Here is a 13,287-nt window from a genome sequence, read left to right on the forward strand (position 1 = left end):
AGGATGTGCGCCACATTAAGCACCTGTCCAATCTCACGAAGATCCTCGTTACGCCCCTTAAAAGCAAAGGATGAGGTGCGTCCGGCGACCTTCATGCCGTCAACTTGGGCCAACACGTTCAGAAGCTCCTCCGAGATACCATCGGCAAAATATTCCTGATCGCCATCGGGCGATAGATCTGCAAAGGGCAGTACCGCTATCGACGCATCTTTAACCGGTGGAGTGGCGTCACGAACCAGTTGTTCGTCTACCCCAGCGGCTTCACCCTCGGCCAACTCTGCAACTGTTGGCTCCGTTTGTGGCATAAAGCGCGGCGCTAGCATCGCCCCGGCGAAGATCAGCAGCGCCAATATCAGCACGACATCCAACTTTGACGCCGTCTGCGCAGTAATACTCTCATCTTCATCTACCGTGGCTGTGCGCTTGATACCATCAGGGGTCAGCTCAAAGGCCCAGGCGAAGACCAAAACGATAGGAAAGGCAATCGCCAAAAACGACACCGCCACGGCATCGAACCATGTCGGTAGCGAGATGGCCTCTTCTAAGGTCGCCGCCACCTGCACAATCACCCAGCTAACGACCACGTATACGCCCGCTACGCGAAAGACGTTACGTCGTTTGAGTTCGCTTAAAAAGCTCATTCGGATGCCGCTCCATATCCAGTAACAAAAACCTCGGCAGGAAGCGGGTCTAAATCTAGTTGTCCGCGCTGTTCATTAATACGCGCTGCATTGGCGTCACGAATAGCTACAAAGCGGGGATGCTCACGAACCGATTCGAACTCTGCCCAGGTAAAGAAAAAGAAGGGCATCACAACGCGTTTTTCTACTGCTGACTCGAGAAAGTCCAAACCAAGATCCTCCTGGCCCATAAGAATCCAGTAAATGGCGTCGAACAGATCAAACCACCAAGCCACAGATCCATCTTCTCGGTAGGCATCAATACTTTCCCGGTAACGCAACATCGCCCCTTGAAAGACCGATTCCTTGCCCACGGCACGAGCCGCGATCGCGAACTGCCTAAAAGGTGGCGGCACGATAAGTGACTGCGAGCGTAAGCGCGTTGCTACAACATCGAGGTCTCCCTGAAACTGCGTTTCAAAGTACTCCATGAGTGATTCGTATTCATAACTACGCTTGAGAATATTTATGTAGGCTTGCTGGACTGACACCTGATCGGGCGCCTGCTCTAAGGAGGCGGTCACAAGATTCAAGGCCGCTGTGCGCTCTCCCAAACGTGCAAGCTGTATTGCCCGTTGGGTAGGGCTTCTCTGTTTCAGCCCATGCTTTCGAAAATCCTCACCTAAGTTCACGTAGCCGTTGATCAAATCCCCGGTAATCGTTCGACCTCGATCAACAGCAGGCACACCACTCCACAACTTAATGGCATCAGCCAATCGGCCCTGTGTGCTTGCAATTCGTCCGCCATAGTCCGCCGCCACCACCGGATCATCGGTTAAGGCCACGAACTGCTCAGCAACCTCCACAGCTCCCACATAGTCACCTAACGCATCCTTGTAGTTAATTATGTTGTTGGCGGCGGGAGGAAACAGCGGATCAATCTCTCGCAGTACTTCTAACTCAGCAAGTGCTTCCTGCAAACGACCACTGTTTTGTAGCGAGAGCGCCAGCCAGTTGCGGGCGTCTAAAGAGTTAGGATTGAGCTCCAAAGCTCGTCGCAGGCTCGCAATAGCGAAATCCGGGTTACCGAGACCATCGTTTTGAAGTCCGCTCACCGCGTAAGCATCCGCTAACTGTGGATCAAGCTCCAGGGCCAAGTTGATATCAGACTCTGCTCTTTCAGCCGCTTCTTTAACTGGGATTTTTCCGTAAGATGACGGCGAATCAGAAAGCAGCAAATACGCTTTGGCTCGAGCCGCGTAGGACGGCGCATATTCCGGATCAATGCTGATCACCTGATCAAGCAGCGCTTTTGCCCTAGTCAGCTTTGCCTCGTCCCGGGTGTAAATCAAATCCCGTGCCTCTAAAAACAAACCGTAAGCCGTGACATCGGTGCGCGCAGCTGGCGCGACCTCGGGTGCAGCCTCTACGACTAGCTGCTCCTTGAGCGCCACTAAAATCTGCTGCGCAATATCGTCCTGCACCGCAAAAATGTCGCTGAGATTGCCATCGTAAGTTTCGGACCACAGGTGATACCCATCACTGACCTGAATTAGCTGGGCAGTGACACGCACTCGGTCGCCCTGGGAGCGCACCGAGCCTTCGAGAATGTGTGCGACTTTGAGCACTCGACCGATTTCTTTGAGGTCCTCGTTGAGACCTTTAAACGAAAAGGAAGAGGTGCGTCCAGCCACTTTGAGCGCCTTTACCTTGGCAAGCACGTTGAGTAATTCTTCGGAGATACCATCAGCAAAGTATTCCTGATCGCCACGGGGCGAAAGATCTGCGAAAGGTAAAACCGCAATAGAGGCATCCGGTGGCGTGTTGGGATCGGCAACAACTGTCGGGGCCTCTGCTGGCTCGCCTTCTTTGGCAGCAGCATCGGCGGACACAACACCTGCTGCATGCTCACCGGGAGCCCCGTTGCCCAAAAAGCGAGGCAACACCATGGCGCCGGCAAACAGCAAAAACGAAATGATCAGCACGACATCGAGTTTAGATCCCGTCTGCGCCGTAATGCTCTCGTCTTCGTCTACCGCTGCTGTGCGCTTGATGCCATCAGGGGTCAGCTCAAAGGCCCAGGCAAAGATCAACGCAATGGGAAATACAATCACAAGAAAGGACAGTACGACCGCATCAAACCATGGGGGCAGCGCAATGGCTTCTTCGACCGTCGCAGCAACCTGCACCAGCAGCCAGCCAACCACGGTATACACGCCCGCTACGCGAACGACATTACGCCGCTTGAGTTCCCCAAGAAAGCTCACGCATTAGAGTCCGAAAAAACGAATGAGGGGACGATAGCGCATTCGATGGTCTCACACTAGCGGATTAGGCTATGAGCCGCGCCCCAGCACTCGTCCACACGATCACTTGAGGTACTGATCAAACCACGCCACCCAACGCTCCAGTCTGTCTTTCTGAAAGCTTGGCCTCCGAATTCCGTGATGCTCGTCGGGATAGACCACCAACTGGGTCTCTTTACCAAGACGCTTCATAGCGAGGTACATTTGCTCGGAGTTAATAATGGGAACGTTCCAATCCACCGCACCACCCATCCATTGGGTAGGCGTAGTGATGTCCTCAACCTTCCAGAAGGGCGACAGCGTGTCCCAGCGTTCACGATTTTCCCAGGGCAGGCCAAACTCAAGCTCGTACATAAGCTGATATTGATCGTGACCGTAGTTGGCAGGAACCAAGCCCAAACTCGCGCCGGAGGAAGCCGCTTTGAAACGCGTGCTCTGCGTGATTACGTAGTTGGTAAGAATGCCGCCGTAAGACCAGCCACCAACACCCAGACGTTCCGGGTCAACAATGCCCATTTCGATACCGTGATCTACGGCCGCTAAAACGTCCTGGACATCCTTTTCACCCCACGCGGCAACCGTACCTTTCGCAAAAGCCTCACCATAGCCTACTGAGCCTCGCGGGTTAGGCATGATCACTACATAACCGTTCGCAGCGAACAAATGCGCGTTGTCCCGAAAACTATAGCTGAACTGCGCAGCCGGGCCACCATGGAGCCAGAGGATCGTCGGGTAACGCTTGCCCGCTTCAAAGTTCGGTGGGCGCACAAAAAACGCTTCGACGGTGGTGCCATCTGCACTTTTGAATGCCTGCTTCTCCACGTTGGCGGGCATAACCTCATTGAACACTGCACCGTTAACGTCCGTCAGGTTACTGATCACGCCATCGTCGTAGGCATAGATTTCTGAAGTCCGGTTCGCCTGCTCCACCCTGACCACGGTGCGCCCGGCAGCCACTTCAATATCTCGAACGGTGACTGGACCGTCGAGCTCTCGTTTTAGACCTGTTCCGTTGCTGGCAATAGAAGCGAAGTGCACCTGCCCACTGTCTTCCAGACGAAACAGAATGCGCTTACCGTCGGAGCTATATTGTGGATCTGATACGTTGCGATCCAAATCTGCCGTCAATAAACGTCGCTCGTATTTGTTTGCGGGCGTTACCGCCAAATATTGCGTGGGAGTTAGCGCAGAACCACCGACATCAGGCCCCGTGGTCGTCACATAAGCGATGCTTTTTCCATCCGGGCTCCAAGTGGGTGAACGCTCCCTGCCCTCGCTATCAGTTACCTTGGACATCTTTGGCTCATCACCCGACAAATCCACTCGCCAGATATTTGAGCCGTAGTGAAGATCAGGCTCCTCAGAGCGATCACTCACAAAGGCTATGGACTGACCATCAGGACTCCAAACCGGGTCTTCATCCTCATAGTCACCAAAGGTCACCTGCACGGGCGCATCATCACCGGGCGTGTAGGTATAAATGTGGGTGCGGCGACGGTCCAGGTAACCGGCGTAATCGCGTTTGAACTGAATGCGATCGATTACGTGAGGCTTAGGACGATCGTCATCCTCAGTATCTTCAGTCATTTCCTCGGGGGTCATGTCCTCGATCTCGAGGAGTAACCGGCTGCCATCGGGAGACCATGCATAGCCGCTGACGCCTTGCTTTACGTCCGTAACCTGCATGGCATCACCGCCGAGGCGATTGAGGTTCCAGACCTGGGTTTTCGAGTCTTCGCCACGGCTGGCGGTAAAGCTCAGATACTTATTGTCAGGGCTCCAGCGAGGACGGCGGGCAGAACTGTCGGGCGAGGTCATGGGGATAGGATCACCACCATCAATAGAAACCATCCAGATTTGGGTTCGAGACTCATCTTCCTCGAGATCTTTTTGAGTGACCGTGTACGCCACCCACTGACCATCCGGACTGATCTGATGATCACCAACAGACTTGATCGCCATGATGTCATCGATAGTGAGCGGATGCTGGCCGTCAGTTTGAGCGTATAAATTGAAAGCCAAACCACACAAAAACAACAAAGAAAATTGCAGTACAACGCGAACAACGCGCATAAACACGACCTAAAAAACAAAAATTCGGATTAGCAGAAATCATAGCAGTAGAATTTTCCTTGTCGAATCGCAGACCGCCTTCTGCTGCCTGAGCTATGATTAAGCGGCGCTACCACCTACCCCCGGAGAATCTCATGCGACTGCTCGCTCTCGTCTTATTACTCATGTGCGGACATTTGTTCGCCCAAACGCTCCCGGGCTTCCGAGAAGAAACTACCGTGCTGTCTCCGGAAGTTGAGACTCGTCGGCAGTTACTCCAAGTATCGCTAGGGCGCGCGCCCGCCGATCTGTTGATTCGCAACGTTACGCTGCTCAACGTATTTACGGGGAACTGGGAGTCAGCGCAGGACATTGCCATCTCCGGAGATCGCATCGCCTGGGTGGGTAACAGCGGCAACTTCACGGGTAAAGCATTAGCCACGCGCGACGCCAGCGGCCTTTGGGCCGTGCCCGGCTTTGGTGAATCGCACAAACACATCGAGAGCAGCTACCTCACACCCGAATATGAAGCGGAGCTGGTTATTCCTTTCGGCAGCACTTGGACCGTCGAAGGCTCCCACGAGATTTCTAACGTTGTGGGCAACAACAACGTGAACTTCTGGCTCTACGCCGAAGACGCCGGTAGCCCGCTGAAGATCTTTCCTGCAGTAGGCTCCGCCACGCCTCCCACCGTCTATGAATCCGGTGGCGGCTATTACGGCCATGACGAAATGAAAGCCTTTATGGAGCGGGACCTTCGCGTTGTTGGTCTTGGCGAGGTTATGGATTGGACGTCAGTCAGCGAGTTGGACGCGCCGGGGCACGAACGTATCTGGGGAATGATGCAGGCCACACGGCAAAACCGCGGAGTCATTGAAGGTCATGGCGCGGGGCTTGTCACGTCAGCGGAGATCAACGCTTTCGCCGCAGCGGGACTGTCTTCTGATCACGAAGTTCGACTACCCGAAGAAGGGCTGGAGAAACTGCGACGCGGTGTCTTCCTCGAAGTGAAAGTCCGCGCCATGCGAGATCTATTCCCTTACCTCATAAAGGAAGGAGTTAGCGACTGGAGCAATGTGTCGGTCACTACCGATGATCGCGACGTGCACACAACGACTCAGCTTGGCTCCATGGATTACAACATTCGCTCGGCGATCAAAGCGGGCATACCCACAACCATCGCTTACCAAATGGGCAGCTACAACACTGCCAGACATTTTAATATTGATGATCGAGTAGGCAGTATCGCCCCCGGTCGCTTCGCAGACATAGTGCTGCTGACCGACCCCGATACCGTGGCCGTAGAGTCGGTCTACGCCAGCGGAAGACTCGCGGCGCAAGACGGTAAGTATCTGTTGGATGTACCCAAAATCGACTACCCAGGATGGGCGACCAACACTATGAATGTCGGGCGCAAACTTACGGCCTCAGACTTTGCCATGACAGCGCCCAAAGGCCGGGAGACTATGGATATTGCGGTCTTGGAACCGTTTTACTTTAAACCGGAACTCCCCAAGGACACGCTGGCAGTGTCCGAAGGCGAGCTCCGCGCGGATCCGTCCCGAGGGATCAGCAAAGTCGCCATGATCGACCGCTACCACGGAGACGCTGCGCTCTCGACGATGTTCTGGCGCAACGTGGGCCCTCTCTCACCAAACTCCGCCCTTGCCAGCTCTCAGTCCCATGACCTGCACAACATCTGGGTGCTGGGTAACGATGACAGCGCCATGGCACTAGCGGCAAACACAGTTGCCAGTATGCAAGGCGGTTGGGCGCTGGTACACGACGGCAAGGTCGTCGCGAGCGTTCGTTTAGAAGTGGCAGGACTAGTCTCTCAGCGATCAGTCACTGACGTCGGAGCCGAAGTAGAGGCGCTGTTTAATGCAGCGGATCAAATGGAATGGATCGGTAATCCCGGCCTGCCCGAGCGGATGCGCTTTGCATTTTTAACCGCATCTCCCTGGAAGTGGCAACTTGTAGCCCCTTATGAGGGTAATCCTGGCGGACTGGTTAACATTACCACCGGTGAAACCCATCCCGTAGCCTGGTAATGCGAGCGGGACTGCTCTTCGCGCTTTTGCTGGTCTCGTTCAGCGCGCATTCGCACCTTCTGAATATGTCCAGATCCACCGTTTCGGTGGATGCCGACGGCAGAGTCACGGTAGATCTCACACTCGACTTATTGGCGACCGCCGGCAGTCGAGAGGACTACTGGTTGTGGAGCCAGCAAGACGACCCTCTTCGCGATGACGCGATCGAACAGGCACTCTCGCCACTCCCCGATGCCATCGCCCTTACCGCAAACGGTGCGGTTGTCTCTCTTAGAATCGAAAAAGTGAGCCTTCCTGAGGCAGATCGTGAAGAGTTCCTCGATCCGCTGGCGTGGCCACGCTCTGAGATTCGACTCACGGGAACACTCCCCAAATCGTCAGCCACCACTAAGCCACTCACGCTGCAGGTTAGCTACCTGGATAGCTTTATATTTGAAGAGCCCATCGCCAACACCGTCACAGCCAAAGAAAGTGGGCGCAAGCAAACCCGCTGGTTAGTGACCGGGCAGCGATCTCCTGCGTTTTTAATTACCGCCGAATCCCCGCGGGCTCAGCCTCAGGCTGTCGAAATATCAGAGGGTGATTCATCCGAAGCTCTAGCCGTATTCGCAGATCTATTGATTGCTGGATTTCGGCACATTTTTCCGGATGGATTCGATCATCTGTTGTTTGTGGCCGCACTGTTTTTTGGCTCCGCCTCTCTTGCGGGACTAATCGGCATCGTGACCTTGTTTACAATTGCACACTCGCTGAGTCTCGGCATTACGGCACTGGGTTGGATTAGCGCGCCAGCATCCATCGTTGAGCCACTCATCCTGCTCAGCATTGTGTGGATAGCGATAGCCAATTTGGCTGGAGGCGCGGGCACTCATACACGCTACCCGCTGGTCTTGTTCTTTGGTTTGATTCACGGGCTTGGGTTTGCCGCAGCCCTTCGGGAAATAGGCTTACCCGCTGATTTTCTTATCACAGGTTTGCTGGCATTCAATTTGGGAGTAGAGGCAGCACAACTCGCCTTTCTATTCTGTTTGGCGGCGGTTTCGCTGCTCTTTATGCGCTGGTTTCCCCGAACCATCCCATGGAAACGCCGCGGCTCGCTGCTAATAATCGCGCTCACTGCAATCATCGCAGGATTGCGCTTCTTTTAAAGAATGAACGCATCACTTTTAAATGAGCGGCAGTCATCCTAGACTGGTCGTCTAACTAACAATAAGGCGTAACTCAACATGCCCGTATTTAGCTCTTTGAACTGTAGCTCTCTGCACTCGTCACCATCGACAGCGCAGTCCGTGTCACGCAAGCCCAAAGCCATATCATCGGTAATCGTACGATCAGCCGTTCTTTTAATGCCTCTGTTAGTGCTTGGTGGCTGCAACAAACAAAGTGAACCTGCAGCGGTCGCGACGGCTGACGTACCCCAAGAGAGCTTTGCTGATGTCACTACCCAGCGCATCATTGAAACTGGGGCAAGTGACGAATGGCTCACTTACGGCGGTAGCTATGAAGAGCAGCGACATTCATCACTCACCGACATTAACCGCGAGAGCGTTGCCGACTTAGGTGTCGCCTGGACCTACGAACTTAAAACCAATCGCGGCGTTGAAGCGACCCCTATCGTGGTCGATGGGGTGATGTATGTGACCTCCGCCTGGTCGTTTGTATATGCCCTGGACGCAGAAACAGGAGAAGAACTTTGGACCTATGATCCCGAGGTCGATAAGGCGGTGGGTGTAAATGCTTGCTGTGACGTAGTTAACCGCGGTGTCGCCGTCTACGAAGGTCAGGTCTTTGTCGGCGTAATCGACGGGCGTCTTGAAGCGCTGGATGCAAAAACTGGCGAGCGCAATTGGAGCGTAGTCACAGTCGACCAGTCCAAGCCCTACACCATCACTGGCGCGCCTCGAGCCGTCGACGGCAAAATACTGATTGGCAATGGCGGAGCAGAGATGGGCGTGCGCGGCTATCTTAGTGCCTACGACGCAAAAACCGGTGACAAAATCTGGCGTTTCTACACCGTACCCAACCCCAACAAAGAACCGGACAACGAGATCTCTGACGAGGTGTTTGCCAAGTTTGCCAATGACAGTTGGGGTGACGAAGGTCACTGGGTAAGCGATGGCGGCGGCGGCACCGTTTGGGACTCTATTGTTTATGACGAGGTCAACGATCAGATCATCTTTGGTGTCGGCAATGGCTCCCCCTGGAACCGCGACTTCCGCGATCCTTCCGGGGGCGATAATTTGTTCCTGTCATCGATTGTTGCAGTCGACGCAGAGACTGGAAGCTATCGTTGGCACTTCCAGACAACCCCCGGTGACAACTGGGATTACACCGCAACGCAATCCATCATACTGGCAGACCTGCCCCTGGGTGATGACGGCGCAGATCTCCGCGTGGCCATGCAGGCGCCGAAGAACGGCTTCTTTTATGTCGTTAACGCCGAAACCGGACAGTTCATTTCTGGCAGCGCGTTTGGTCCTGTTACCTGGGCAGAGGGACTGACTGAAGCCGGTCGTCCTATCGAAGCTGAGGGTGCGCGCTACGGTGCAGCGCCTGTGGTGCTTCTTCCAGGGCCCCTGGGGGCGCACAACTGGCACCCCATGGCTTTTAACCCCACCGAAAATCTGGCCTATATCCCAGCGCAAGAAATCCCTCAGGCCTACGCTGCGGATGCGCGCTACGCGAACAATACCACCGGCTGGAACACCGGCTCTGATTTCGCCGCCTTGGTACCCGCCGAGATCAGATCTACCGACATTAAAGCGGCTAGGACTGCGCTCAAGGGTCGCCTCATCGCGTGGGATCCTAAAACACAACAGCCCCGATGGAGTGTAGAGCACCCCAATGCCTGGAACGGTGGCGTACTGTCTACAGCGGGGGGATTAGTCTTTCAGGCACGCCTGGACGGTGAATTCTTTGCCTACGACGCGGCAACGGGTGAGGAACTCTGGTCCTACAACCTGCAATCTGGCGCCAACGCCGGGCCCGGAACCTACTCCATCGATGACACGCAATATCTGGCAATCACTACCGGCTGGGGCTCTGCCTTTGGACTGGCCGCTGGCTATGCCTTTGACGATGCAATCACAACCAAACTCGGCAAAGTCGTCGTTTTCAAACTCGGAGGCACAGGCGAGATACCAGTACCCGATCTCCCTGTCGTTAACCGCATGACCACAGCTGCTGCTTTCGGCGACGAGGAGACCATCAACGAAGGATTGGTGCACTACTCGCGCAATTGCCTTGTTTGCCACGGCCCCTTCGCTATCGGCTCCGGCGTTTTGCCTGATTTGCGCTGGTCACCCATCACTGCGAATGCCGACGCGTGGAAGAGCGTGGTGTATGACGGGATCCTCGCCCAGAACGGCATGGTGTCTTTTGCTGACCATCTTAGCGAAGACGAGATTGAATCGATTCGCGCCTATGTCATCCTGCAAGCGCGGAACGACATGGCCGAGCGTGAGCTTGCATCAGCGACTGAGTAAAAGAGACAGCGTCGCAAGCGAACACCGACGCTGAGCTTTACATTGCCGCGAGGACAGCATGAATAACCTTGAAATCTGCGAGGCGCTGTTTCGCGCCTTTGAAGAGGGTGACGAAGCAAAGGTCCGCTTCTTGTGTGCGGCCGAGCTACAGGCTCGGCAAAACAATAACCCGCCGATGACTCTCGACCAGTTGCTAGGGTTTTCAACGGCCGTCCTCAAGGTGGTCAAAGACTTTCGCTATGAAGAGGCTCAACGCTCAGTCACAAGCACCGGCTTTGTCGAGGAGCATAGCGTTCGTGGCACGCTTCCCGATGGCAGCGCGATGGATATTCGCCTGTGCATCGTCGCCGATGTCCGCAATGGCAAAGTTCAGAACCTTCGTGAGTATCTCGACACCTATGCAGCGTCTGGCCTAGCTAAGGCCCTAGCCTGACCTAGCCGATCTACCTATCTAGTTTCGCACCCGCAGGAGAAGTCCAGCATGACCACTTCACAAGCACCTATCGATTCGGGCTTTGATAAGAACAGCACAGCTCTTGAGGTTGTTAGCGGTATCGATCTCTCGGGGAAACTTGCCATTGTGACGGGGGGTTACTCGGGACTGGGACTGGAGACAAGCCGCGCTCTGGCCACAGCCGGCGCCAAGGTACTGGTACCGGCCAGGCGGCCTGAACATGCACAGGCCGAACTGGCAGCGCTTAAAGATTTGCCCGGCGACATTGAAGTAGACTCACTGGATTTGGGTGATCTCGAGTCGGTAAAAGCTTTTGCCCAGCGTTTCAACGAAAGCGGCAGAAGTATCGATATCCTGATCAACAACGCCGCAATCATGGCATGTCCCGAAACCCGTCTTGCCCATAAGCGCGAGGCGCAGTTCACGACAAATCATCTCGGGCACTTTGCCATGACCCTACTTCTTTACCCGGCACTTAAGGCCGAGGGCGGAGCCCGCGTGGTGTCACTGTCGTCCACAGGACACAAACTCTCGCCTATTCGCTGGGACGACCTGATGTTCGAGAAAGACGACTACAACAAATGGGTAGCCTATGGTCAGGCAAAAACTGCGAACAGTCTTTTTGCCGTTGAACTCGATGCGTTGGGTCAGGCTGATGGCGTACGTGCCTTCGCCGTTCATCCTGGCGGGATCATGACCCCGCTTCAGCGTCATCTGCCCAAAGAAGAAATGATCGCCATGGGATGGATCGATGAAGCAGGAACGGTAAACGCTATCTTCAAGAGCCCCGAACAAGGCGCGGCGACCAGCGTATGGGCTGCTACATCCCCTGCATTAAATGGTCACGGAGGCGTTTACTGTGAAGACTGCAATATAGCGAGTAATACCGATATCGGCAGCAGCACAGCGCGATACAGCGGGGTCGACCCCCACGGCGTGGATGCCGAGGAAGCCCGCAAACTTTGGGCATTGTCGGAGCTACTCACAGGCGTCTCTCTGGCGTGACACAAAGGGCCCGCTTATCGAGACGCCAGCTCTTGGCTTACGCCGCGGGCGGAGTTGCGCTCTCAGGTTTACAGGGCTGCGATGACACCCCTCCTCCCGGTCGATATACCCAGGCAGATATCGAACTTCTGGCCAATCAACAGAAACTCGAAGCGTTGCAAAAAGGCAAGGGGCCCTTCGGAGCGCAAAGCTATCAAGGCTACCGAGGCTTGGCTGCACTCCCTTGGTTTGAACTAGATAATGACGGAGAGCTAGTCTGTATCGACGACTCTCTGCCGGGAATCGTTGATGTCCATGCGCACTTGGGCATGTCGATACTCTTTAAGCCAACACTTGATCTTCAAGCGACCACACCCAGGGTACGACACTTATTGGATTGCGACGGCAGCAATCCGCCCTGTGACTTAGACCTAGATATATACATTAACGGCAATTTCTCGGAGGAAGCACTCAAGCAGAACGAACGAGTGCTCACCACTCAGGGTCTCTGGGGGAACGAGGTCGTGCGCAGCCACACGATCCCCAATTTGATGGCCGAAATGGACGCCATGCGTGTTCAGCACTCCTTCGTGCTGCCCATAAAACTGGGATTACCCTTTGGCGACGACCTTAGCGAGCAATGGCAGAATGCAATTGCCTTAGCCGGCGCAGGCGATCGTGTGAGGACCGGCTGCTCGGTGCATCCCCGAGACGAAGACCGGGTAGAGCAGCTGCGCAAATATGCAGCCAACGGTGCTCGGTTGGTGAAGCTGCACCCAACGGTGCAAAAATTCTATCCTGACGACCCCAGCCTGATGCCGCTCTACGAGGAGGCTCAACGCCTCGGGGTGGTCGTGTTTTTTCATGGCGGTCGCGCTGGTATTGAGCCCGCATCCAGCCAGCCCTTTGCAGTGCCCCGCCACTATGCGCGTGTTCTGGAGGATTTCCCAAAGCTGCAGGTGATATTGGGTCACGCGGGTGCCCGGGACAGCGCAGCTATGGTTGATCTGGCTGTAAAGCATCAAAACGCCTGGATCGGGATTCACGGACAGGGCATCACCAGCCTCGACAGCATCATCACTAAAACCGGTGGAGAACGACTCCTTTTTGGCACGGATTGGCCCTGGTACCACCTTGGGGCAACCTTGGCGAAAGTATTGATTGCCACGGATACAGCCGAGCGTTCCTCTATACGGGACGCGATTCTTCGAAAAAACGCGGTTACCTTGTTCCCAGAGCTTGAAAGTTAAGAGTTCAGGCGGGAAAAAAATTTTTGTCTAAGTTCAGTCCAATTTTCAAAAGCCGCCGTATGTTCTTTTAGTAAGGCAAAAGCAA

General features: G+C 54.9%; 8 protein-coding genes and 1 pseudogene. 6 read left to right on the top strand and 3 right to left on the bottom strand.

What is annotated here, in order from left to right; genetic code table 11:
- The 3 genes and pseudogenes from AB8B76_RS12215 to AB8B76_RS12225 all read right to left on the bottom strand — a co-directional run.
- Positions 1-641, bottom strand: a pseudogene (locus AB8B76_RS12215) (adenylyl cyclase); the annotation flags it as partial.
- A complete protein-coding gene (locus AB8B76_RS12220; protein ID WP_405272839.1) occupies positions 638-2,887 on the bottom strand; it encodes a tetratricopeptide repeat protein in 2,250 nt (749 codons plus the stop codon). The pseudogene AB8B76_RS12215 and the gene AB8B76_RS12220, both read right to left, overlap by 4 nt.
- 102 nt (positions 2,888-2,989) lie before the next feature.
- Entirely contained in the window at positions 2,990-4,999 is a 2,010-nt protein-coding gene (locus tag AB8B76_RS12225) for a S9 family peptidase (RefSeq protein WP_405272840.1), read from the bottom strand.
- A gap of 134 nt (positions 5,000-5,133) precedes the next feature.
- Here AB8B76_RS12225 and AB8B76_RS12230 point away from each other — a divergent pair, with 134 nt between their 5' ends.
- The 6 genes from AB8B76_RS12230 to AB8B76_RS12255 all read left to right on the top strand — a co-directional run bounded on the left by AB8B76_RS12230 (position 5,134) and on the right by AB8B76_RS12255 (position 13,202).
- Entirely contained in the window at positions 5,134-7,029 is a 1,896-nt protein-coding gene (locus AB8B76_RS12230; RefSeq protein WP_405272841.1) for an adenine deaminase, read from the top strand.
- A 65-nt stretch (positions 7,030-7,094) separates the two neighbouring features.
- Positions 7,095-8,177, top strand: a complete 1,083-nt coding sequence (locus AB8B76_RS12235) for a HupE/UreJ family protein (RefSeq protein ID WP_405272842.1) — start codon at positions 7,095-7,097, stop codon at positions 8,175-8,177.
- A gap of 198 nt (positions 8,178-8,375) precedes the next feature.
- On the top strand, positions 8,376-10,514 hold the full coding sequence (locus AB8B76_RS12240; protein WP_405272844.1) for a PQQ-dependent dehydrogenase, methanol/ethanol family: 2,139 nt from the start codon (positions 8,376-8,378) through the stop codon (positions 10,512-10,514).
- 58 nt (positions 10,515-10,572) lie between these two features.
- On the top strand, positions 10,573-10,947 hold the full coding sequence (locus AB8B76_RS12245; RefSeq protein WP_405272846.1) for a nuclear transport factor 2 family protein: 375 nt from the start codon (positions 10,573-10,575) through the stop codon (positions 10,945-10,947).
- 48 nt (positions 10,948-10,995) lie between these two features.
- The gene (locus tag AB8B76_RS12250; protein WP_405272848.1) at positions 10,996-11,973 is read left to right on the top strand and encodes an SDR family NAD(P)-dependent oxidoreductase; all 978 of its coding nucleotides are present in this window, start codon (positions 10,996-10,998) and stop codon (positions 11,971-11,973) included.
- Positions 11,970-13,202, top strand: coding sequence for an amidohydrolase family protein (locus AB8B76_RS12255; protein WP_405272849.1), 1,233 nt, complete (start codon positions 11,970-11,972; stop codon positions 13,200-13,202). The genes AB8B76_RS12250 and AB8B76_RS12255 overlap by 4 nt, the downstream gene beginning before the upstream one ends.
- The last annotated feature ends 85 nt before the right edge of the window (positions 13,203-13,287 follow it).

Origin of the sequence: Congregibacter sp., assembly GCF_045107095.1 — a bacterium.
Lineage (GTDB): Bacteria > Pseudomonadota > Gammaproteobacteria > Pseudomonadales > Halieaceae > Congregibacter.